The organism is Sphingobium sp. FW305-3-2-15-F-TSA7 (assembly GCF_058787155.1).
In genome coordinates this window covers 114,504-135,878 of record NZ_JBYSZM010000007.1, presented here as the reverse complement: position 1 = coordinate 135,878, position 21,375 = coordinate 114,504, and the positions used below count along the sequence as shown (strand labels likewise).

20 protein-coding genes are annotated in these 21,375 nt (G+C 66.1%); 10 read left to right on the top strand and 10 right to left on the bottom strand.

The window, feature by feature from the left end; all coding sequences use genetic code 11:
• Position 1: 1 nt before the first annotated feature.
• Positions 2 to 460 carry a redox-sensitive transcriptional activator SoxR gene (soxR, locus tag AC3WN8_RS07425; protein WP_492668759.1) on the top strand — a complete coding sequence of 153 codons (459 nt, stop codon included), beginning with the start codon at positions 2 to 4 and terminating at the stop codon, positions 458 to 460.
• Between the two features lie 131 nt (positions 461 to 591).
• Here the strand turns inward: soxR and AC3WN8_RS07420 are convergent, their stop codons facing one another.
• Both AC3WN8_RS07420 and AC3WN8_RS07415 read right to left on the bottom strand, forming a co-directional pair.
• Positions 592 to 1,770, bottom strand: a complete 1,179-nt coding sequence (locus tag AC3WN8_RS07420; RefSeq protein WP_492668758.1) for an acetyl-CoA C-acyltransferase — start codon at positions 1,768 to 1,770, stop codon at positions 592 to 594.
• A gap of 88 nt (positions 1,771 to 1,858) precedes the next feature.
• The gene (locus AC3WN8_RS07415; protein ID WP_492668757.1) at positions 1,859 to 2,317 is read right to left on the bottom strand and encodes a MaoC family dehydratase; all 459 of its coding nucleotides are present in this window, start codon (positions 2,315 to 2,317) and stop codon (positions 1,859 to 1,861) included.
• Between the two features lie 286 nt (positions 2,318 to 2,603).
• Here AC3WN8_RS07415 and AC3WN8_RS07410 point away from each other — a divergent pair, with 286 nt between their 5' ends.
• Complete coding sequence (locus tag AC3WN8_RS07410; RefSeq protein WP_492668756.1) at positions 2,604 to 3,539, top strand: DUF2167 domain-containing protein; 936 nt, start codon at positions 2,604 to 2,606, stop codon at positions 3,537 to 3,539.
• A 1-nt stretch (position 3,540) separates the two neighbouring features.
• On the opposite strand, the gene AC3WN8_RS07405 is transcribed toward AC3WN8_RS07410, so the two are convergent.
• Positions 3,541 to 4,749 (bottom strand): mechanosensitive ion channel family protein, encoded by a 1,209-nt coding sequence (locus AC3WN8_RS07405; protein ID WP_492668755.1) that lies wholly within the window; start codon positions 4,747 to 4,749, stop codon positions 3,541 to 3,543.
• 13 nt (positions 4,750 to 4,762) lie between these two features.
• Positions 4,763 to 5,764 carry a DNA topoisomerase IB gene (locus tag AC3WN8_RS07400; protein WP_492668754.1) on the bottom strand — a complete coding sequence of 334 codons (1,002 nt, stop codon included), beginning with the start codon at positions 5,762 to 5,764 and terminating at the stop codon, positions 4,763 to 4,765.
• Positions 5,765 to 5,879: 115 nt separating this feature from the next.
• Between AC3WN8_RS07400 and AC3WN8_RS07395 the strand changes: the two genes are divergently transcribed.
• Together AC3WN8_RS07395 and AC3WN8_RS07390 are read left to right on the top strand one after the other, a co-directional pair.
• Entirely contained in the window at positions 5,880 to 6,419 is a 540-nt protein-coding gene (locus AC3WN8_RS07395) for a type 1 glutamine amidotransferase domain-containing protein (RefSeq protein WP_492668753.1), read from the top strand.
• Between the two features lie 168 nt (positions 6,420 to 6,587).
• Positions 6,588 to 7,520, top strand: coding sequence for a right-handed parallel beta-helix repeat-containing protein (locus AC3WN8_RS07390; RefSeq protein ID WP_492668752.1), 933 nt, complete (start codon positions 6,588 to 6,590; stop codon positions 7,518 to 7,520).
• A 163-nt stretch (positions 7,521 to 7,683) separates the two neighbouring features.
• On the opposite strand, the gene AC3WN8_RS07385 is transcribed toward AC3WN8_RS07390, so the two are convergent.
• The 3 genes from AC3WN8_RS07385 to AC3WN8_RS07375 are packed head-to-tail and all read right to left on the bottom strand — an operon-like array spanning position 7,684 to position 10,965.
• Positions 7,684 to 9,432: an asparagine synthetase B family protein gene (locus AC3WN8_RS07385; protein WP_492668751.1), complete on the bottom strand. Its 1,749-nt coding sequence runs from the start codon at positions 9,430 to 9,432 to the stop codon at positions 7,684 to 7,686.
• Entirely contained in the window at positions 9,432 to 10,805 is a 1,374-nt protein-coding gene (locus AC3WN8_RS07380) for a putative O-glycosylation ligase, exosortase A system-associated (RefSeq protein WP_492668750.1), read from the bottom strand. The genes AC3WN8_RS07385 and AC3WN8_RS07380 overlap by 1 nt, the downstream gene beginning before the upstream one ends.
• A complete protein-coding gene (locus AC3WN8_RS07375) occupies positions 10,798 to 10,965 on the bottom strand; it encodes a hypothetical protein (protein ID WP_492668749.1) in 168 nt (55 codons plus the stop codon). The genes AC3WN8_RS07380 and AC3WN8_RS07375 overlap by 8 nt, the downstream gene beginning before the upstream one ends.
• A 127-nt stretch (positions 10,966 to 11,092) precedes the next feature.
• On the opposite strand from AC3WN8_RS07375, the gene AC3WN8_RS07370 reads away from it, so the two are divergent.
• Both AC3WN8_RS07370 and AC3WN8_RS07365 read left to right on the top strand, forming a co-directional pair.
• Positions 11,093 to 12,259: a TIGR04063 family PEP-CTERM/XrtA system glycosyltransferase gene (locus tag AC3WN8_RS07370; protein ID WP_492668828.1), complete on the top strand. Its 1,167-nt coding sequence runs from the start codon at positions 11,093 to 11,095 to the stop codon at positions 12,257 to 12,259.
• Positions 12,260 to 12,270: 11 nt separating this feature from the next.
• Positions 12,271 to 13,179, top strand: a complete 909-nt coding sequence (locus AC3WN8_RS07365) for a hypothetical protein (protein WP_492668748.1) — start codon at positions 12,271 to 12,273, stop codon at positions 13,177 to 13,179.
• Between the two features lie 11 nt (positions 13,180 to 13,190).
• Here AC3WN8_RS07365 and AC3WN8_RS07360 read toward each other — a convergent pair whose 3' ends face one another.
• Entirely contained in the window at positions 13,191 to 13,493 is a 303-nt protein-coding gene (locus AC3WN8_RS07360; protein WP_492668747.1) for a hypothetical protein, read from the bottom strand.
• Positions 13,494 to 13,498: 5 nt separating this feature from the next.
• Positions 13,499 to 13,690, bottom strand: coding sequence for a hypothetical protein (locus AC3WN8_RS07355; RefSeq protein ID WP_492668746.1), 192 nt, complete (start codon positions 13,688 to 13,690; stop codon positions 13,499 to 13,501).
• Between the two features lie 94 nt (positions 13,691 to 13,784).
• Here AC3WN8_RS07355 and AC3WN8_RS07350 point away from each other — a divergent pair, with 94 nt between their 5' ends.
• A complete protein-coding gene (locus tag AC3WN8_RS07350) occupies positions 13,785 to 14,462 on the top strand; it encodes a S24 family peptidase (RefSeq protein ID WP_492668827.1) in 678 nt (225 codons plus the stop codon).
• Between the two features lie 78 nt (positions 14,463 to 14,540).
• On the opposite strand, the gene AC3WN8_RS07345 is transcribed toward AC3WN8_RS07350, so the two are convergent.
• On the bottom strand, positions 14,541 to 14,717 hold the full coding sequence (locus AC3WN8_RS07345; RefSeq protein ID WP_492668745.1) for a hypothetical protein: 177 nt from the start codon (positions 14,715 to 14,717) through the stop codon (positions 14,541 to 14,543).
• 165 nt (positions 14,718 to 14,882) lie between these two features.
• On the opposite strand from AC3WN8_RS07345, the gene AC3WN8_RS07340 reads away from it, so the two are divergent.
• From AC3WN8_RS07340 to AC3WN8_RS07330, 3 genes are all read left to right on the top strand, one after another.
• Entirely contained in the window at positions 14,883 to 15,149 is a 267-nt protein-coding gene (locus AC3WN8_RS07340; protein ID WP_492668744.1) for a hypothetical protein, read from the top strand.
• 86 nt (positions 15,150 to 15,235) lie between these two features.
• Positions 15,236 to 17,230: an autotransporter assembly complex protein TamA gene (locus tag AC3WN8_RS07335; RefSeq protein ID WP_492668743.1), complete on the top strand. Its 1,995-nt coding sequence runs from the start codon at positions 15,236 to 15,238 to the stop codon at positions 17,228 to 17,230.
• Entirely contained in the window at positions 17,227 to 21,360 is a 4,134-nt protein-coding gene (locus tag AC3WN8_RS07330; RefSeq protein ID WP_492668742.1) for a translocation/assembly module TamB domain-containing protein, read from the top strand. The genes AC3WN8_RS07335 and AC3WN8_RS07330 overlap by 4 nt, the downstream gene beginning before the upstream one ends.
• The last annotated feature ends 15 nt before the right edge of the window (positions 21,361 to 21,375 follow it).

Sequence of the window (21,375 nt, the reverse complement as noted above, 5' to 3'; positions counted from 1 at the left end):
GATGCGGGCGAGCGACGTGATCTCGATCGGCGATCTGGCAGCGCGGACGGGCGTCGCGGTGTCGGCGATCCGTTTCTACGAGGCGAAGGGGCTGATCCATCCCTATCGTAATGCGGGCGGCCAGCGCCGTTTCCTGCGCTCGGATATCCGTCGGCTGTCCTTCATCCTGATCGCGCAGCAGCTTGGCCTGTCGATCGAGGCGATCGGGACCGAACTGGCGAAGCTGCCCGATGGGCGCACACCCAATGCGGCCGACTGGCGGCGGATCAGCGTGGCGATGCGCGGCCTGCTCGATGCGCGGATCGCGCAGCTGGTACGGACGCGCGAGCGGCTGGACGGCTGTATCGGATGCGGTTGCCTGTCGCTTGCGAACTGTGCGCTGTACAATCCCGGGGATCGCGCGGCCGCGCGCGGCGCCGGGCCGCGTTATGTGCTCGAGGATGAAGCGCCGACAGTCTGATCCATAAGCCGCTCGGGCTGAGCCTGTCGAAGCCCTGTCCTTCTTCTGCGCCGAGGCAAGGGAAGGACAAGGGCTTCGACAAGCTCAGCCCAAACGGTCGGAGAGCAAGCCTAGTCTGGACCTGCCGTCGCTCAGAACACCTCGAACAAACCGGCCGCGCCCATGCCGCCGCCGATGCACATCGTCACCACGACATGCTTGGCGCCGCGGCGCTTGCCCTCGATCAACGCATGGCCGACCATGCGTGCGCCCGACATGCCATAGGGGTGGCCGATCGAGATCGCGCCGCCATTGACGTTGAGCAGGTCATTGGGGATGCCCAGCTTGTCGCGGCAATAGAGTACCTGCACCGCGAACGCCTCGTTCAACTCCCACAGGCCGATATCGTCCATCTTCAGGTCGAAGCGCTCGAGCAGCTTGGGGATGGCGAAGACCGGGCCGATGCCCATCTCGTCGGGTTCGGTGCCGGCGACCGCCATGCCGACATAGCGGCCGAGCGGGTTGAGCCCCTTCTTTTCGGCGAGCTTGGCTTCCATCAGCACGCTCGCGGACGATCCGTCGGAAAGCTGGCTGGCGTTGCCGGCGGTGATGGCCATGCCGGGGCCCATCACGGGCTGGAGCGCGGCGAGGCCCTCCAGCGTCGTTTCCGGCCGGTTGCCTTCGTCCTTGGCGAGCGTCACGTCCTTATAGGTGACTTCGCCGGTTTCCTTGTTGGTGACCGCCATGCTCGCGCTGGTCGCGACGATCTCGTCGTCGAACTTGCCGGCGGCCTGGGCGGCGGCGGTGCGCTGCTGCGACTGGAGCGAATATTCGTCCTGCGCCTCGCGGCTGATGCCGTAGCGCTTGGCGACGGTCTCGGCGGTGCCGAGCATCGGCATGTAGATATCCTTGTGCAGCGCCTGCAACTCGCGATCGGGGGCGACGCGCATCTCCTTGGTCTGGACGAGCGAGATCGATTCGAGGCCGCCGCCGATGCAGACGTCCATCCGGTCGACGACGATCTGCTTGGCCGCGGTCGCGATCGCCATCAGGCCCGACGAACATTGCCGGTCGAGCGAGATGCCTGCGACGGTGACGGGCAGGCCGGCACGGAGCAGCGAGGTGCGTGCGATATTGCCCGCCTGGCTGCCCTGCTGGAGCGCCGCGCCGAAGCAGACATCGTCCACTTCGCCGCCGTCGATCCCGGCGCGCTCGACGGCGGCGCGGATCGCGTGACTGCCCAATGTCGGGGCGGCGGTGTTGTTGAACGCACCGCGATAGGCGCGACCGATCGGGGTGCGGGCGGTGGAAACGATGACGGCGTCACGCATGGGAGTCTCCTTGATCCCCTTCCGCCTGGCGGGAGGGTCGGGTGGGATTGAACAGAATATAGGGTGGCTCGACGCCACCCGTCATGGTTCACACGAAAAACTGGCCGATCCATTCGGTGATTAGCGCCGGCTTGTCCTCGCCTTCGATCTCGACGACGACTTCGGTGGTCTGCTGCCATTGGCCCGGACGCTTCTCGTCCAGTTCGAGCAGCTTGAAACGGCCGCGCACACGTTTGCCCGACCGGACCGGGGCCAGGAAGCGCGTCTTGTTGCTCCCATAGTTCACGCCCATCTTCACGCCGTCGATCCTGGGGCTGTCCGCTTTCTGCATCAGCATGGGCATCAGCGACAGCGTCAGGAAGCCATGGGCGATCGTGCCGCCGAACGGCGTCAGCTTCGCCTTGTCGGGATCGACATGGATGAACTGATAGTCGCCCGTGGCCTCGGCGAATTTGTCGATCATTGCCTGGGTGACTTCGACCCAGTCGGAGACGCCGATCTCCTCGCCGATCCTGGCCTGCAGCTCCTGCGATGTGACGGTGCTCACGCTTTTCCTTTCCTCCGGCACCGATGCCGGCCGCGCGGCATGCCTGTGCGACCAGCCCGGTTCGTGCGGGAAAATAGGGCGCGCCATGGCGATGTGTCAAAAGCCGTGGATTCCGCAACGTCGCTTCCGCCACGCCCATCATATGTTCGTAGCGCGCGTGCGCGATGCCGATCGAATCCGTCGGATTCGTCGATTCTGGAGATGTTTGAGGCTTGTGACAGGGCGCGATTATGTCATGCTCGCCGCCGCAAGGGGTCGGGGCCGGAAAATAGGGGGATATCATGCCATGCGCCAAGCATTGTTGAAGTCGTTCGTCGCGATCGGTCTGGTCGCGGCCGCGCCCATGTCATGGGCTGCGCCGCCCGCTGCAGCTGCCGAAAATGCCGCCACGGAGGCGGCCGGCGCACGCTTCAAGGCGCTGCTCGACTCGTTGCATCCCGTCGATGGGCAGATCCGGATTCCCCAGGCCCAGGCGGCGCTTGCGCTGGGCAAGGATTATTATTTCCTCCCGGCCGAGGAAGCGAAACGTGTGCTGACCGACGGCTGGGGCAATCCTCCAGACTCGGTGACCGATGTGCTCGGCATGGTGTTTCCGGCGGGCAAGACCTTCGTCGATGCGCCCTGGGGCGCCGTCATCACTTTCGAGAAGACCGGCTATGTCGCCGACGACGACGCCAAGACCGCTGATTACGACGCGGTGCTGACCCAGTCGCGCGAAAGCGAGGCGGCGATGAATGCCGAGCGGGGCAAGGCGGGCTTTGGCGGGCAGCATCTCGTCGGCTGGGCGCAGCCGCCATCCTATGACGGCGCGCAGCATGCTCTGGTCTGGGCGCGTGAGATCAGGTTCGACGGCGAGCCGGTGAACACGCTCAACTACGACGTCCGCCTGCTCGGACGGCGCGGCGTGCTGAGCCTGAACATGGTGGCCGGCATGCCGCAGCTTCCGCAGGTCCGTACCGCCGCCGCTTCGTTCAGCAAGGCGGCGATGTTCGAGCCCGGCTCGCGCTATGCCGATTTCGACGAGGCAGTCGATGAAAAGGCCGAATATGGTCTCGCCGGGCTGGTTGCCGCGGGCGTCGGCGTGGCCGCCGCGAAGAAGCTCGGGCTGCTCGCGATCCTGCTCGCCTTCGGCAAGAAGTTCGTCGTCCTGATCATCGCCGCGCTTGGCGGCGCGGTCGCATGGTTCCGCAAGCGCCGCGCGGGGGACGAAGCCGAAAGCTGATTCAGGCGCTCTTGCCGGAGCGCGGCTTCCGTTCGGATGCCGGTGCCGAATCGGGGGCGACCAGCTTGGTCTCGCTGGGATAGGGCATGATCAATCGTCCGTCGGGCGCGGCGGTGAAGCTGGTCTGGGTGGGATAGGCGAATTCGATGCCCTCGGCGTTGAAGCGCCGGAGGATCGCGATGCACACCTTGCTGCGCGCGTCGAACACCTCGTCATAGACTTCGGACAGCACATCGAACTGCACTTCATAATCCAGGCTCGACGGGCTGAACGCCGTCATGCCGCAGCGGATGAGCTGGCATTTGGGATGCGCCTCGACGATCTCCTTGATCATCGCCGGGATCTCCGCGCAGATTTCGGGCGGCGTCTGATAGGTCACGCCGATCGTCAGCACGTGCCGGCGGCGATGGAGCCGCGCCATATTGTGCAGTTCCTTGTTGAGCAGATTGGCGTTGGAAATGATCACTTCCTCGCCGCTGATCGCGCGTACCCGCGTGGTCTTGAGGCCGATCTGCTCGACGGTGCCCGATGTCGTATCCCATTTGATCGCGTCGCCGCGCCGGAACGGCTTGTCGAACAGGATCGAAAGTGCGGCGAACAGGTCGGAGAAAATGCCTTGTGCGGCCAGGCCGATCGCGATGCCGCCGATGCCGAGGCCCGCGACCAGGCCGGTGACGTTGACGCCGAGATTGTCGAGCACGACGATGATCGCCACCGCGAACAGCACCACCGTGACCAGCAGCCGGATGATGCCCATCGCGCTACCCAGTGCTTCGGCGCGGTTCGCGTCGGTGCCGGCGCGATGCTCGATGACGCCCAGCACGATCTCCCGCGCCCAGATCGCCGCCTGAAACACGGCGGAAACGGTGAAGAGGAAATTGATCGTCCGCGCGAGCATGTCGGGCGTCTGCGCATAGCCCGAGACGAGCTTGGCGGAGACCATGACCATGAAGAAGGTGCCGGTGCGCGAAACCGCGCGGCCGATCACGGTGCGCCAGCCGGTCTGGTCCTCCTTGTCGCACAATTTCATGCCCAGCCGGCGCAGGCCGACCAGCGCGAAGAAGATGCCGGTCGCGATGGCGACGGCGATCACGATCTGCAGGCTGTGATTGTCCAGCCAGCGCAGCCCGTCGGTCCAGAGCTGGGTGACCGATGCGCGGACATCGACGTCTGGCAGAGTCGCGGGTGCGCTCTTGTTGGTAGCGGCCATCGGGGACTCCTCTTCAGGCGGCGCGTTTGGCCGGTGCCGCGGACAGGCAGTCGAGATAATCGATCAGCCCGCGTTCGGCGCGGCTCAGATACCGGGTGGCGCGGGGGAGATGCAAGGGCAGCGGATTGCCCTCCTTGCTCGCGGCCAATTCGGTCAGCGCGGGATGGACATAGGATTTGCGCGCGATCGCGGGCGTATTGCCCAATGCGGCGCAGACGGGTTCGAGCAGCGCCTTGAGCGGCATCCGGGCGTCGCTGGCGTGAAGCGCGGCGAAGGCGAGCACGCTCGCCCCCCAGGTCCGGAAATTCTTGGCGGTGAAATCCTCGCCCGATGCGTCGCGCAGATAGTCGTTGACGTCGCTCGAGGTCACCGCATGGGCGGCGCCGTCGGCGTCGAGATACTGGAACAGATGTTGTCCGGGCAGGTCCTGGCAGCGTTTTACGAAGCGCGCGAGCGATCCGTCGCTGATCTTCATCGTCACGTCCTTGCCCGATTTCGCACGATATCTGAGCCGCAAAGTCGTGCCTTTGACGCTGGCATGGCGGTTGCGCAGCGTGGTCGCGCCGAAACTCCTGTTCGCCTTTGCATAGGCTTCGTTGCCGACGCGCAGATGGCCGAGGTCGAGCAGGCGGACGATGGCCGCGACCGCGCGCTCCTTGCCGATTGCGGTGCGGCGCAGATCGCTTTCCACGCGTGCGCGGATCAGCGGCAGCGCACGGCCGAAATCGGCGCAACGATTATATTTCTCGCTTTCTTTCCGCGCACGGAAATCGGGGTGGTAGCGATATTGCTTGCGGCCCTTGTCGTCATAGGCGGTCGCCTGGATATGGCCGTGCGGCGACGGGCAGAACCAGGCATCGACATAGGCAGGCGGCAACGCGATTGCGTTCAGGCGATCGATCTCGTCGCGATCGGTGATCCGTTTGCCTTCGGGATCGAAATACGCCCAGGCCCGGCCGGTCTTCCTGCGGGTGATGCCGGGCAGGGCATCGTCGACATAACAAAGTTTGGGCACGCACCCTCCGGGATGGTTTCGCCTTTTCCAACCCACGGTCCACCCGATCGTTCCGGAACGATGCATCGACGGAGCGGGTTCTTCGCCACGACCGATCAACCCATGGGAGACATGCATGCCAAGCATTTCCGACGCCAGGATCCTGATCCTGGCCACTGACGGCTTCGAGAATTCCGAGCTGTTCGAGCCGCGCCAGACGCTGATCGAGGCGGGCGCCACCGTCCATCTCGCATCGCCCAATGCCGCGCCGATCCAGGGCAAGAAACATGATCGGCAGGGCGACCGGATCACGCCCGACCTGGTGCTCGACGAGGTCGACCCCAATGCCTACGACGCTCTGCTGCTGCCCGGCGGCGTCGCCAATCCGGACAGTCTGCGCATGGAGCGCAAGGCGATCGACACGGTGCGCGACTTTGCCCATGCCGAAAAGCCGATCGCCGCGATCTGCCACGGTCCCTGGCTGCTCGTGGAGGCGGACGTGATCCGCGAGCGCACCGTGACCGGCTGGCCGTCGGTGCGGACCGACCTCGCCAATGCCGGGGGAAAAGTGGTCGACCAGGAAGTCGCGACCGACGGATTCCTCATCACCAGCCGCCAGCCCGACGATATCCCCGCCTTCACCGAAGCGCTGATCGAGGCGATCGAGCGGCGCTGAGGGTATCCGCCACCCTATCGTCATTCCGGCGAAAGCCGGAATGACAAGGGAGCGATGGAAATTTCATTAGGTTAACGAACTGCCTATCCTAACCAATTGGTGACGCATCGCGATTATGCAGCGCGGTATCGCGGCGATTCTGCGTCGCGCCGGTTCTGGAGGATATCGATGCGCCTTCCCGCGCTGTTCGTCGTCTCATTCGCCCTTGCCGCGCCGGCCGCGTCGCAATCGGGCACTGCACCCTTTACCGTTGCCGAGACCGGCCGGTCGTTCGCGCGGCTGCAGGATGCGGTCTCCGCGATCGGCGACGGCACCGGCACGATCCGGATCGCACCGGGCCGTTACAGCGATTGCGCGGTGCAGGAGGGCGGACGCGTCGCCTTCGTGGCGGCCGAGGCGGGCAAGGCCGTGTTCGAAAACGCGATCTGCGAAGGCAAGGCGACGCTGGTGCTGCGCGGCGCCGCCGCGCGCGTCGAAGGGCTCGTCTTCCGTCACAATTTCGTGCCCGACGGCAACGGTGCCGGCATCCGCATCGAAAAGGGCAATCTCGACGTCGTCAACGCGATGTTCCTCGACAGCCAGTGCGGTATCCTGTCGGCAACCGATCCGTCGAGCGCGATCCGCATCGTCCATTCGACCTTTGCCGGGCTGGGCAAGGATCCGACGGGCAACGGCGCGCATGGCGTCTATATCGGCCATTACGGATCGCTGAGCATCGAGAAATCGCGCTTCGAACGCGGCACCGGCGGCCATTACGTCAAGAGCCGCGCCGCGCGCATCGACGTGCGCGACAGCAGCTTCGACGACAGCCTGGGCCAGCACACCAATTATGCGATCGACCTGCCCAATGGCGCGACCGGGCGAATCTCCGGCAACACCTTCGTGGTCGGGCCCAATAAGGACAATTACTCGACGATCATCACCGTCGCACCCGAAGAGCGCGAGCGCTCGTCGACCGGCCTGATCGTCGAGGGCAACACCGCGACGCTGGCGCCCGACTTCAAGGAAAGCACGACCCTGGTGGGGAACTGGACCAAGGACACGATCATGGTCCGCGGCAACACTCTGGGTCAGCGGATCACGCCCTTGGCGTCACGTTGAACGCAGGTCGTCGACTTTGAAATTTCCGTCATTGCGAGCGAAGCGAAGCAATCCAGCGGCGCCGAAGCATTGGATTGCCGCGGGACTTCGCCCCTCGCAATGACGATCCGACTTTTGAGGAAGGCTCGGGTCTCGAACAACGGTAGCCGCTAACGAATAAGGTTCACCCCGTCATCCGCGATCCCAGATGCGTCGCGAGATATTCCAGACACGCGATCCGGCGCCACATGCCGCTGTCGGTGATCGCATCGATATTGAAGAAACGCCGCATCGCCGGAAATTCGAGGTCGATCACCCGGCGCATATAATCGGGTTCCAGCAACCCGCCATGCTCGTCGCCGATCGGGCCCAGCCGGCGGCGGATCGCATAGCTGCGTGCGCGCACCCAACTCGGGCGGATGCGCGACGACCATTCCTCGAACAGGTGGTGGCGGCTGGGCGGTCCGGCGAAATCATGGCCATAGGCGCTCATATGCCGCGCCAGTGCGGGATCGATGGCGTTGAGCAGCATCGCCTCGAAACGGCCGGCATGTTTCAGCCGCATCGGCAGCGTCATCGCTTCCGCCACGAGCTGGTGATCGAGAAAGGGCATCAGATAGGCGCCGAGCCGCGCTTCCACGCCGATCTCGCGGCCGAACAGCGCGCGGCAGCGGACGCGCGGATACACCTGTTCGATCAGCGCGCGGGGCACTTTTGCATCGCGTGACGGCGCATCGATCGCCTCGGCGATCTTGTTGCCGATCCGCGCCAGGAAGGTGCGGGCATCGAACGCCGCCGTCGCGTCGCCGGGTGCGAAGCGCGCGAAAAAGGTCCGCGCGACCGCGAGCGGGCTGGCGGGGCGGTCGGCGAGGAAGAAGAAATCGCGGAAGATCTCACCGCAGCCCCCGGATGCGGCCAGCCTGCCATCGGCATGGCGGGCCTGGCGGGCGTCGCCATAGCCGCCTTCGTCGAAGATATTGCCATAGGTGGGCAATGCATCGAGATCGTGGAAATTGCTTTCGACCAGCGCGGGGAACGCGTCGGGCTCGGGTGCCGGGCGGCCCTTATCGACATAATCGACCGCGAACCCCTCGGCCGCGCCGATCGCCAGTGCGACATCGACATCGGCGTCGCCGGGATCGCCGTAGACATAGATATAGGGCGTGGACCCGGCCGCGCGCAGCGATGCGAGCAGCAGGCGGGAATCGAGACCACCCGACAATGGGCAATTCACCCGGTCGCCGAACTGGCGGACATGCGCGCCGACGATCGACTGGAGTCGTTCGACATGGCGCGGCAGCCGTTCTTCCGCGCTTTCTTGCGACGCGGCGGCGGGCAGGGGCTTGTCGATGGCATGGCGGACGACGCCGTCGGCGGTCAGCTCGATCATCCGGTGCGGCGACAGCGTCTTGAGATCGGCGAAGACGGTGTCGTCGCCCACCGGCACGACGTTGAACGCGAATTCGTAGACACCCTGGTGGTCGAAGGCGAGGCGCGGCAGCGCCTTGGCGGTCGCGAGTAGCGAGGTGGAGAAGACGCGATGGTCATTATCGTGGAACAGCTGGAACGCCGCGAAATAATCGGTGAACAGGAATGTCCGTCCGTTCTTGCGCAGCAGCGCGACGAACTGACCGCCGATCCGCGACCAGTCGAGCGCGGGCGGGGTCGCGTGATCGAGAAGCGCCGCGAGCGCGGCGAGGCCCATCAGTCCGTCGACGACGAGCGTGCCCGCCACCGCGACCATTTCATCGCCCCTGGCGAGGAAGGTTTCCGGTCCGCCATGGACATAGGGGCGGTGGAGCAGATGCCAGCCGGGCAGCGCCGCTTCGCCGCCGCCGGTGAAGCCGTGCAGCCCGAATTGTGCGCGCGCTTCGGCCAGCGCGGTTTCGGCGAACGGACTGCCGTCCGCCTGGACGAGGAAGATGCCGGCCATCAGCTCTCCGAGACTTGGGGCGTGGACGTTGCGCGGTTGCGCTTCGCCACCGGCACGAACGCCGCTTCGCGTGCGCGGCGCGTGACATAGGTGTCGAACCCGATCTGGATCGCGATCAGCATCCAGATAAAGGGCTGGAAGGCGATGCCGACGAAGGTCGCGCCGACCAGATAGATGATCTGGGTATGCTGCAGCCCGATCGCGAGCGGTGCGATCCAGCGCTGATGCTCGGCCGTGCTGTCCTTGTAGCGGCGACGGATCACTTCCATCCGGAACAGGCCGATGCCCTGGATGAGCAGCCACAGCGCGAGCCCGGGATAGCCCTGTTCGCCCAGCATCTCGAAATAGGCGCTGTGGAAGGCACGGCCCTCGTCGGTCTCCTGCTCGGTCGTGACCGTGGTGTTCGCGCCCGATTGCGTCGTCTTGACGGTCTGGAACGAGATCCTGTTCTCGCGATAGGAGTGGAATCCTCCGCCCATCGGATGATCCTTGGCGTAGTTCCACGTCCAGCCCCAGACCGCGAGGCGCGTGCCGGCACTTTCGTCGGCCTTATATTCCTTGATGGTGTCCATCCGCTGGGTGAAGCTGCTGGGCAGCAGCGGCAGCGCGATCAGCCCGGCCATGCCCGCCAGGCCGATCCAGACCATGCGCCGCTTGCTGAAGCGCAGCAGCAGTACCGCGAGCACGCCGATGCAGACCAGTCCGGTGCGTGCTTCGGTGCCGATCGGCATCAGGAAACAGGCAAAGCAGAGCGCTGCACCGAACAATGTGACGCGCCATTCGGGCGGAAAAATCGTGCCGTGCTTCATCATGTACAAGATCAGCGGGATGATCGCGATCGCCACGGTCGAGATGATGCTCGATTCGTAGAGCCCCGAATTGTTGCTGACCATCAGGTTGAGCACGCCATAGCCGCCGCCCGACATAGCAGTCTTGAGTCCGCCTACGATGATGATCGATCCGGCGCACAGGATCATGGTGAGGATCAGCGCCTCGATCCTGAGCCGGGTATGGAGGGTGAGCGGCAGGAACGCCGAAAATGCCAGCCCCTTCCAAACCCAGTCCCATTTCTCGGCGGCGTCGAGCGGGAAGTTCGACCAGGTCATGGTGATTCCGCAATAGACCATCAGCAGCAGGATCAGGCCCTGGCGTGGGGCGACCCGGGCATTCGCCTTGTTGTCCGCGATCACCCAGCCCATGATCGCAAGCGCCGCCGCGATCATCGAGATCGGGATGGCGTTGAGCAGGTAATAGGTCAGCCGCTGCGGCGAGACGATGTCGATATAGGCATAGACGAGCACGAACAGGAACGGCCGCCGAAAGCCCAGCGCGATGAATGTCGCGAGGAAACCCAGAAAGACGAGATCACGCACCGAAGCGTTTCCCCGGCGGTTTTCTGGTTCCGAATTTCGGCGTCGGCGTTTCCTCGGCCGGCGGCGGCGGCTCGCTGTCGAGGTCGGCGCGGAACAGCAGCCGCCACGCGACGAGCAGCAACAGGCCGTGAGTCAGCGCGAGGGAGAAATTGTCGATCACAGGCGTCGGCCTAGCGTAATGCGGTTGACGTCGCGTTAAACCTTGCCGTGCAAAAGAGCAGGTGAAAACGACCTGGGGAAGACTCTCGCGCGTGCGTATCCTGCACATTCTCGACCATAGCCTGCCGATGCACAGCGGCTACACATTCCGCACGCGCGCCATATTGAAGGCGCAGATCGAGCGCGGCTGGACGGTCGCCGGAGTGACGGGGCCGCGCCACAGTGCGGCGGGACCGGAGCGGGAAATCGTCGACGGGCTCGATTTCTTCCGCACCGTCGCGCGTCCCGAGGGGCCGAGTCCCTTGCGCGAATGGCGCGAGATCGGCCTGTTCGCCGACAGCATCGACGCGGTGGTGCGCGCATGGAAACCCGATATCCTCCACGCCCACTCGCCGGTGCTCAATGCGATCGCGGCGCAGCGTGTCGCCGACCGGCACGATCTGCCGCTGGTCTACGAGATCCGCGCCTTCTGGGAAGATGCCGCGGTCGGCAATGGCACCGGGCGCGAGGGATCGGCACGTTACCGCGTCACCCGCGCGCTGGAGACGCGCGCGGTCAAGCGGGCGGACGCGGTCGCGGTGATCTGCGACGGCCTCCGCCAGGATCTGATCGCGCGCGGCGTCGATGCTGCCAAGATCATTGTTTCGCCCAACGGCGTCGATCTGGCGCTGTTCGGCGATCCGCCTCCGCCCGATGCCGCGCTGGCGCGCACCCTGGGGCTGGACGATGCCGAGGTGATCGGTTTCATCGGCAGCTTCTATGATTATGAGGGGCTGGACGATCTGATCGCCGCCATGCCGATGCTGGTGGCGGCACGGCCGCGCGCGCATCTGCTGATGGTCGGAGGCGGGCCGATGGAGGACGCCTTGCGCGCGCAGGCCGAGGCATCGCCGGTCGCTGATCGTATCCATTTCGTCGGCCGTGTGCCGCATGAGCAGGTCGAGCTTTATTACGGGCTCGTCGATATTCTGGCCTATCCGCGCAAGGCGATGCGCCTTACCGAACTGGTCACGCCGTTGAAACCGCTGGAGGCGATGGCGCAGCGGCGGCTGGTCGCGGCATCGGATGTCGGCGGGCATCGGGAATTGATCGAGAATGGCGTGACCGGCACATTGTTTCCACCCGACGATCCGCGCGCGCTTGCCGATGCACTGGCCGCGCTGTTCGCCGATCGCGCCGACTGGGAGGTGCGCCGCGACGTCGCGCGCGCCTTTGTCGAAAGGGATCGTAACTGGTCGTCAAACATTTCGCGTTATCACCCTGTTTACCAACGGCTGGTCGGCCGTACGCTCTGAAGGATGACATGATGGCGAAAGCCTCCGCCAAGCGACCGATTCTCCCCATGCCGCTATGGATGGGCGTTTCTTGCGGTATCGCGGTCGGACTGATCGTCATGATGCTGCCGCTGACCATGCTCGAATCGATCGTCGAGCAGACCGGTCTCGCATCGGTGCTGCCCGCCGCGGCGCCGCCGCTCGGCCAGACCGCGCGCGGCTTGCTTGCGGCGATCTGCGGCCTTGTCATGGCGGTGTCCTGTTTCGTGCTGCTGCGTGCGCTGGAGGGGCTGCCACCCATTCGCATCCGCGCGCCGCGTACGCGGCGCAGCGCGGACGAAGTGATCTTCGATACCGCCCAGCCCGATGAAATGCCGGAGCACGATCAGGTCGAGGACCTGCGTCGCGGCCCGATCATGGCCGCACGCGACCTGGGTGCGCCGTTCCACAGCATCACCGCCGAGTCGGCCAAACCGCTGGTCGCGCCCGATATTGCGCCCCAGCCGCCCCTGATCCTGGAGCCGCCTCTGGTCCTTGAGCCGGAAATGGTCGCGCCGGCGCCCGAACCCGTGGCGGAATGGAACGAGCCCGTATCCGAGCCGGCCTATGCGCCGTCCGACGAGCCCGACGAGATCGCCCCTGTCGCTTTGCCGGACACCTCAATCGCTTCGCCGGAAATCTCGATCGCTCCGCCCATACTCGATCGCGAGCCCGGTTTCGCGGATCCGGCGCCAATTCCGGTATCGCCGGCACGCAGCGCGATCGAGGGCAGCATTCCCGCGCTGGTCCGCCGGCTCGAGACCGGCTTTGAACGTCGTCTGGCGGGCCGCGAGACTCCGCCGCCCTCCGAGCCCGGATTTACCAATCCCCAACCCGATATCGACGTCGCATTGCGCGATGCGCTCGGCACCTTGCAGCGCATGAGCGCCCGATCGCGCTGAGCGGTCGCGCGTTACAATCGCGCTTCCACGGTCAGCGCATCGACGGTGAATCCGGCATCGCCGGGCGACAGTGCGATATCCGCGACCAGATGATCGGGAAGGTTGATTTCCGCTTCGTCGAGTTCGCGCGCAAGCGCATCGATGCCGTCGCCGCCGGCATCGCGCGCGCATATGAAGTTGAAACTGTGCCGGGCGCCCGCAAAGGTCGAGCTCGCCCAGCGTTCGCTGCGGCTCGATTCGAGCACGGGGGCGATTCCGGCCGCGCGAAAGCGGACATCGAGCGCGCGCAGCAGCCCGCCATGAGGATCGGCCATCCGCGTCACTCCGCCCTCGCTTCGGCTTCGCGACGGTCGATGAAACGCGTGATCCGCTCCACCATGCGCGGCCCCGGTTCGCGTCCATTGCGCATATCGAGCACCAGGCGGGGGTCGCCGGCCGCGTCCCGACCGAACCGTGTCGGCGCAACGTCGAAGCGCCGCAGGTGTCGCTCGATCCGTCTCAGCATATGCATATTCACCCTCTCGACTCGCTCACTAGGAAGTTTCCTACCGTGATAGGAAATTTCCTACATTGCAAAGGAAACTTCCTATTGCTATATGTCCGAAATGGAGACGATCGATCCCCGTGACGCACTCGATGCGCTGATCCGCGAGAGGGGCGACGATATGGCGTCGATCTCGAAAATGATCGGACGCAACGCCGCCTATATTCAGCAGTTCATCCGCCGGGGAACGCCGAAGCGGCTCGCCGAGGAAGACCGGCGAACGCTGGCGCGTTATTTCGGCGTGACCGAAGAGCGGCTGGGTGGCCGGCCCGTCGATCCGGCGCCGGTACCGGTGGAAACGGGGCGGGTGCCGCGCCGCGGGCTCGTCTCGGTACCGCGGCTGGAGATCGGTGCATCGGCCGGGCCGGGCGCCTTTGCCGGCGACGAGCGACCGCGCCAGCATGTCGCGTTCGAGGCGGAATGGCTGCGCACGCTGGTCGGCAGCGGCCTGGCCGACTTGTCGATCATTCAGGTGGCGGGCGATTCCATGTCGCCCACGCTATCGAATGGTGACGAGATCCTGGTCGATCGCGCCGACGCGGCTGCGCGACTGCGCGACGGCATCTATGTGCTGCGCATGGACGATGCGCTGCTGGTCAAAAGGCTGGCGCTCAACCCGGTCGGTCCCAGGCTGGCGGTGCGCAGCGACAATCCGGCCTATCCGAGCTGGCCGGATTGCGCGCCCGACAGCGTCGAGATCATCGGCCGCGTGGTCTGGGCGGCGCGGCGCATCGCCTGACGGCTTTCGCGTAAAACCCCTTCGGCAATAGGGCTTTCGGACTCGGTATCCGCTGGTTCGAGTGCCCGGCGTTCGGGATCAACCCCGGCGTCGGTCGAGCGCCCAGAGCGTCAGCGCGATCGCGCCGCCGCTCGCCAGGCCGGCGAGCAGGCCGATCGAGGCCTGACCATAATGATTGCCGATCACCGCACCGGCCAGCGCCAGCAGTGCGATCGCTGCGCCGCCGGCGCGCGGGGAGCGTTGGGAGCCTTGCATCCGCGCCGCATGCCACGTCGCGCCGCCATGCGCCAGCGGTTCCGGTGCGTCCGCATCCGCCCCGAACCGGTGCAGCCGAGTCCCATAACGGCACGCCGATCCCGCATCGGCACATTGTAAGCCTTTGGTGACCATCATGTTAGGCGTGTTTGCGTGGTGCTTCATTTGGCACGGATCGTGATGGAGAGCGCTGACCAGGGGGAAATTTGGGGGAACATCGTTATGGCGTCCACGCCTTTCGTGGATCGCGCGTCATGGGAAGACGCCGCGCGATTAATGGCAATCCATGGCGCGAATGCGGGATTCGAGGCGGCGGCGCTCGCGAACCGCAGTCGCGATATCGGCAATGTCCGGCATTTTTGCCGCTGGCGGCAGATCGAACGGTTGATCGTTTCGCTGTCGCGCCAGACCGCCGACGGGTCGCGCCACTGACCAGTGCGGCGGAATTCGCGCCGAACCATTGAAATTGCGCGCTGATCACGCTGGCGAGCGTCATCAACTCGGGCTAGGGATCGGAGATGCGTTCCGGTCTTCCGTTGTCCCGTGCCTTGGCTGTCCTGGCCTTGCTATGTGCGGGCCGGACTGCGCCGGTGTTTGCGCAGGACACTGTGCAACCGCCGCCCGTGACGGTCGCCGTGCCGCCGCCGCCGGGTGAGGCCCCGCTCGATCCCGAGGCGCCGCTGGCGGATCTTCCCGAATTCGGTGTGGACTGGCCCGACCTGACCAAGGATGCCGACTTGCCTGCCGATCCGTCGGCGCCCGGCCCTGCCGTGCAGACCGAGGTCGAGGGCGACCGGCGCTATTCGGTGCGGCTCGACGGGCTGGATGGGGTCACCGCGCCGCAACTGCGCGAGCGGTTCGATGCCTTGTCGGCGCTCGAGCAGAATGAAGGCAAGGCGGCGAATGTCGCGCAGATCGACCGCCGTGCGCGCGAGGACGAGGAATTGCTCGCCACCCTGTTGCGCGCGGCCGGCCATTACGACGCCCAGGTCGAGACGCGTGTCGAGACGCAGACGGACGGCCGCATCCTGGTGGTGCTCGATGCCGAGCCCGGCCCGGTCTATCGCTTCGCCGGCGTCGAACTGCGCGGGGTCGAGCGCGCGGGCGACAAGGCCGATGCCCTGCGCAAGGCGTTCGACGTCAAGGCCGAGGATGCGGTGGATGCCGACAAGGTGTTGGCCGGCGAAGAAGCGCTGAAGCTCAAGATCGGGCGTGCGGGCTTTCCCTTCGCCAAGGTCGGCGAGCCCGAGGTCGTCGTCGATCATGACGAACGAACCGCGACATTGGTGATCGATATCGATCCCGGTACGCCGCGCACCTTCGGCCGCGTCACCATCGCCGACGATCGCGTGTTCAGCGCACGCCATGTGCAGACGATCGCCCGCTTCGATCCGGGTGATTCCTATGATGCCGCGATGATCGACGATCTGCGTCGCGCGCTGATCCAGACCGGCCTGGTGTCGCAGGCCAAGGTCGAAACCGTGCCCGGCCAGACGCCGGAGACGGTGGACGTCGCCGTGACGCTTGAGCCGGCACCGCCGCGCACCATCGCGGGCGAACTGGGCTATGGCACTGGCGAAGGCGCGCGTGCGGAGGTGAGCTGGACGCATCGCAATTTCTTCAAGCCCGAAGGCGCGGTCACTTTTCGCGGCGTTGCCGGCACCCAGGAACAGCTGATCAGCGCGACGCTCCGCCGCAGCAATTTCCGCGCGCGCGATCGCGTGCTCAACGCGCAGATCGCCGCAAGCCATGTCAATCGCGATGCCTATGAAGCGAAGACCTTTTCGCTGTCGGGCAGCCTCGAGCGGCAGACCAACATCATCTTCCAGAAGAAATGGACCTGGTCGATCGGCGCCGAGCTGCTCGCGTCGCGCGAACGCGGGATCATCGGCAACGGCGTCGTTCCCGTCGACCGCACTTTCTTCATCGGCGCGCTGCCGGCCACCCTGGCCTATGACGGATCGGACGATCTGCTCAATCCGACCAAGGGTTTCCGTCTGAGCGGCCGCGTCTCGCCCGAGGGATCGTTCCAGTCGGGTACCTTCGGCTATCTGAAGGCACAGGTCGACGCGAGCGGCTATTTCCCGGTCAGCGACCGCGTCGTGCTGGCCGGGCGGACGCGGCTGGGCACGATCTATGGCGCCTCGCGCGATCGCATCGCACCGTCGCGGCGTTTCTATGCGGGCGGCGGCGGCTCGGTGCGCGGCTATGGCTATCAGTCGATCGGGCCGCGCGACGTGAACAATGATCCGATCGGCGGCCGCAGCCTTGCCGAATTCTCGCTCGAAGCGCGTGTGCGCTTCGGCAATTTCGGGATCGTGCCCTTTGTCGACGCGGGCAATATCTCGGCCGGCGGCATCCCCAAATTCAACAATCTGCGGCTCGGTGCGGGCATTGGCGGTCGTTACTACACCAATTTCGGGCCGATCCGTGTCGATGTCGGCACGCCGATCAATCCACAAAAGGGCGATCCGCGCGTCGCCGTCTACGTCTCGCTGGGTCAGGCGTTTTGAAGCGCGTCGCGAAATGGGTGGGCGGCGGCGTCCTGGCGCTGCTGCTGCTTGTGCTCGCCGCGATCTGGGCGATCGATACCGGCCCCGGCCATCGCCTGCTGATCGACCGGATCGAGCGCATGGCGCCCAAATCGGGCCTGCGCATCCGCATCGGCCGGATCGACGGATCGATCTTCGGCGAAGCGCGGCTGCGCGACCTGCGCGTCTATGACGCCCAGGGCCTGCTGCTCGATTCGCCCGATGTGCGGCTGGACTGGCGGCCGCTGGGCTGGCTGGCCAACCGGCTCGACATACGCTCGCTTCATGCGCCGCTCGCGACGTTGCACAAATCGCCCAAATTTAATCCGTCCGAGAAGAAGGGGCCGATCCTTCCCGGCTTCGATATCTCGATCGGCTCGCTGAAGATCGACCGGCTGCGCTTCGAACCCGCCATTGCCGGCCAGCGCCGGATCGGCCGGCTGACCGGTGCCGCCGATGTCCGCTCGGGCCGCGCCAAGGTGACGCTCGATGCGGCGGTCGAGGGCGGTGGCGATCGGCTGGTGCTGATGCTCGATGCCGAGCCCGATCGCGACCGGTTCGATATCGAGGCGCGGCTGCGCTCGCCCGAAAATGGCGTGTTCGGTGCGATCCTGGGCATGAAGCGCGCGATCGCCGCCGATGTGACGGGCAATGGCACCTGGACGGCATGGAAGGGCGAGGCGCGCGCCGACCTGTCGGGCAAGCGCGGCATCGATCTCGACCTTTCCGCCGACAAGGGCGTTTACGGGCTGCGCGGCTTCATCGCGCCGTCGTTGATCAGCCAGGGCAAGGTGATGCGGATGACGCAGCCGCGTATCGCGATCGATGCGCGCGCGACCCTGGTCGATCGCCGGCTCGACGGCAGCGTGTCGCTGGGCTCGCACGCGCTGTCCGTCCGCGCCGAGGGCGCGATCGATCTGGCGCGATCGGCCTTCGACAATGTCCGCGTCACCGGGAAGCTGCTCCAGCCCGCGGCGCTTTTCCCCAATATGACGGGGCAGAATATCCAGCTCAGCGCGATGTTCGATGGCGGGTTCGATACTGCGCGCTTCGAATATCTGCTGACCGCGCCGCGCGTCGCATTCGACCAGACCGGTTTCGAGAGCGTGCGCGCGACGGGCAAGGGCCGTTTCGGCAAGCAGCCGCTGCTCGTCCCGCTCAACCTGACCGCGCGGCGGGTGACGGGCGTCGGCGATGTCGCCGGCGGCATCCTCGCCAATCTGCGCGTCGACGGGCTGCTCAAGGTGACGGCCAAGACGCTGACCGGCGACGGGCTCAAGCTGCGGTCGGACAAGCTGACCAGCACCGTGTCGCTGTTCGTCGACATGGTGAGCGGACGCTATGAGGTGACGATTTCGGGCCAGCTCTCGCGCTACCTGATCCCGGGGCTCGGCATCGTCGACGTCAAGACCAGGCTCAGCGTCGTGCCGGGGGCGGGGGGCAAGGGCACCCGCGTGGTCGGCCGGGCCCAGGCCTGGGTCCGGCGCTTCGACAATGCGTTCCTGCGCGGGCTCGCCGGCGGACTGCCGATGATCGATACCGGGCTGGAGCGCGGTCCCGACGGCATACTCTATCTGCGCAATCTGCGCCTGACCGCGCCGGGCATCCGCCTGACCGGCAATGGCTATCGCCGCAACGACGGCAGCTTCCATATCGAGGGCGCCGGCACCCAGTCGCAATATGGCGCGTTCCGCATGACGCTGGACGGCGCGATCGATCGGCCGAAGATCGATCTGGTGCTGGCGCGGCCGATGGATGCGCTGGGGCTGAGCGACGTCCGGTTGCAGCTCGATCCCAATGCACAGGGTTTCGCCTATCAGGCCGCGGGTGGTTCGACGCTGGGGCCGTTCACCAGCAATGGTGCGATCCTGCTGCCGTCCGGCCAAGCCGCGACGATCGCGGTGGCCGAACTCAAGATTGCCGGCACGACGGCGAAGGGCGCATTGCGCAGCCTGCCCGGCGGTTTCGACGGGCGGCTCGATGTGGTTGGCGGTGGGCTCGACGGATCGCTGACCTTCAATCCGGTCGACGATATCCAGCGGATCGCGATCGCGTTGACGGCGAACGGCGCCCGTTTCCCGGGGCCACCCGAACTTTCGATCCGTCGCGGCCGGCTGGAGGCGGTGGTGCTGCTCGATCCGGCGGGCACCACGATCGATGCGACGGTCAATGCCAGGGGGCTGAGGCGCGGCAATATCGTGCTCGCGCGACTGGCCGGCAATGCGAAGCTCAAGGATGGTGCGGGCCAGGTCCGCGCATCCTTTGCCGGCGCGCGCGGTCGGGCATTCGATCTGCAGACCATCGCCGATATCTCGCCCGATCGCATATCGCTGGTGGGGGAAGGGACCATCGATCGCCGCCCGGTCAAGCTCACCGGTCCGGCGGTGCTGACGCGCGATGGCGCCGGCTGGCGGCTTGCGCGCACCGGCCTGGAATTCGCGGGCGGATCGGCGACGGTCGCCGGCCTGTTCGGCGATGGCCCCAATCAGGTGGAAGCGACGCTGCAGCGTATGCCGCTGTCGATCCTCGACATGGCATGGCCCGATCTGGGGCTGAGCGGCATGGCCAGCGGCACGCTGAATTTCAGCCAGGACGCGCGCGCCAGCCTGCCGGTCGGGCGTGCCGATGTGCGCATTCGCGGGCTGGCGCGCGCCGGCCTGGTGCTGTCGTCGAAGCCGATCGATGTCGGTGTCGCGGCGGTCATCAACGAACGCGGCGCGGTGGCGCGCGCGGTCGCCGCCAGCGGCGGGCAGACGATCGGCCGCGCCCAGGCACGGCTTGCGCCGCTGGGCCCCAGCGGCGGGATCATGGAACGGCTGTCCGCCGCGCCATTGTTCGCGCAGATCCGCTATAACGGCCCCGCCGACACATTATGGCGCCTGACCGGCGTCGAGATCTTCGACCTGTCCGGTCCGGTCGCGATCGGCGCCGACGTCAGCGGGCGACTGTCCGATCCGGTGATCCGCGGCTCGGTGCGCACCCAGGGCGCGCGGCTCGAAAGCGCTGTGACCGGTACGGTGTTGACCAATGTGAAGGCGAGCGGGCGGTTCGACGACAGCCGGTTGCTGATCGACGAATTGAGCGCCAATGCCGGCAGTGACGGCACCGTGAGCGGGCGGGGCAGCTTCAACCTGGCGTCCGCCCAGGGTTTCGGCATCGATCTGACCATCGATGCGAAGAATGCGGTGCTGATCAACCGCGACGATATCGGTGCCACCGTCACCGGCCCGATCACGATCCGCACCGACGGGCGCGGCGGTGTGATCGGCGGCGAGGTCGATCTGGTGAAGAGCCGCTATGTGCTGGGTCGCGCCACCGCCGCTTCGACCATTCCCCGTCTGAACGTGAAAGAGCTCAACCGGCGCGGCGAAGTGATCGAACGTCCGGCCGCTGCGGTGCCGTGGCGGCTCGCGCTCAAGGCCAATGCGCGCAATCGCCTGACCGTTTCCGGCCTGGGGTTGGACAGCGAATGGCGCGCCGCGCTCAATATCGGCGGAACCGTCGAGGCGCCCGCGATCCTCGGCACCGCCGACCTGATCCGGGGCAGCTATGAATTTGCGGGCCGCAGCTTCGATCTCGAGCGCGGATCGATCCGTTTCGGCGGCAACAGTCCGCCTGATCCGACGATCGATATCGCGGCGCAGGCGAGCATCCAGGGGCTGAACGCGACGATCCGGGTGACCGGCACCGGCCTGAAGCCCGAAATCGACTTTACCAGCGTGCCCGCGCTGCCCGAGGACGAACTGCTCTCGCGCCTGTTGTTCGGCACCTCGATCACCAATTTGTCGGCGCCCGAGGCGCTTCAGCTCGCTGCGGCGGTCGCGGCGCTGCAGGGTGGCGGCGGTGGGCTCAATCCGATCAACGCGGTGCGCCAGGCGGCGGGGCTCGACCGGCTGCGCATCCTGCCGGCGGACAGCACGACGGGACAGGGCACCTCGATCGCGGCGGGCAAGTATATCACCCGGCGGACCTATGTGGAGCTGATCACCGACGGTCAGGGCTATTCGGCGACGCGCGTCGAATTCCAGATCACCCGCTGGCTGTCGTTGCTGTCGAGCATTTCGACGATCGGTCGCCAGAGCGTGAACGTCCGCGTGTCGAAGGATTATTGATGGGAGGGACCGGTG

Excerpts from the sequence above, each read along its gene's own strand:
- AC3WN8_RS07350 (WP_492668827.1), top strand. The coding sequence starts at position 13,785 with ATGGAGACGATCGATCCCCGTGACGCACTCGATGCGCTGATCCGCGAG.
- AC3WN8_RS07360 (WP_492668747.1), bottom strand. The coding sequence starts at position 13,493 with ATGGCCGATCCTCATGGCGGGCTGCTGCGCGCGCTCGATGTCCGCTTT.
- AC3WN8_RS07355 (WP_492668746.1), bottom strand. The coding sequence starts at position 13,690 with ATGCATATGCTGAGACGGATCGAGCGACACCTGCGGCGCTTCGACGTT.
- AC3WN8_RS07365 (WP_492668748.1), top strand. The coding sequence starts at position 12,271 with ATGGCGAAAGCCTCCGCCAAGCGACCGATTCTCCCCATGCCGCTATGG.
- AC3WN8_RS07335 (WP_492668743.1), top strand. The coding sequence starts at position 15,236 with ATGCGTTCCGGTCTTCCGTTGTCCCGTGCCTTGGCTGTCCTGGCCTTG.
- AC3WN8_RS07390 (WP_492668752.1), top strand. The coding sequence starts at position 6,588 with ATGCGCCTTCCCGCGCTGTTCGTCGTCTCATTCGCCCTTGCCGCGCCG.
- AC3WN8_RS07345 (WP_492668745.1), bottom strand. The coding sequence starts at position 14,717 with ATGCAAGGCTCCCAACGCTCCCCGCGCGCCGGCGGCGCAGCGATCGCA.
- AC3WN8_RS07370 (WP_492668828.1), top strand. The coding sequence starts at position 11,093 with ATGCACAGCGGCTACACATTCCGCACGCGCGCCATATTGAAGGCGCAG.
- soxR (WP_492668759.1), top strand. The coding sequence starts at position 2 with ATGCGGGCGAGCGACGTGATCTCGATCGGCGATCTGGCAGCGCGGACG.
- AC3WN8_RS07410 (WP_492668756.1), top strand. The coding sequence starts at position 2,604 with ATGCGCCAAGCATTGTTGAAGTCGTTCGTCGCGATCGGTCTGGTCGCG.
- AC3WN8_RS07420 (WP_492668758.1), bottom strand. The coding sequence starts at position 1,770 with ATGCGTGACGCCGTCATCGTTTCCACCGCCCGCACCCCGATCGGTCGC.
- AC3WN8_RS07395 (WP_492668753.1), top strand. The coding sequence starts at position 5,880 with ATGCCAAGCATTTCCGACGCCAGGATCCTGATCCTGGCCACTGACGGC.
- AC3WN8_RS07385 (WP_492668751.1), bottom strand. The coding sequence starts at position 9,432 with ATGGCCGGCATCTTCCTCGTCCAGGCGGACGGCAGTCCGTTCGCCGAA.
- AC3WN8_RS07405 (WP_492668755.1), bottom strand. The coding sequence starts at position 4,749 with ATGGCCGCTACCAACAAGAGCGCACCCGCGACTCTGCCAGACGTCGAT.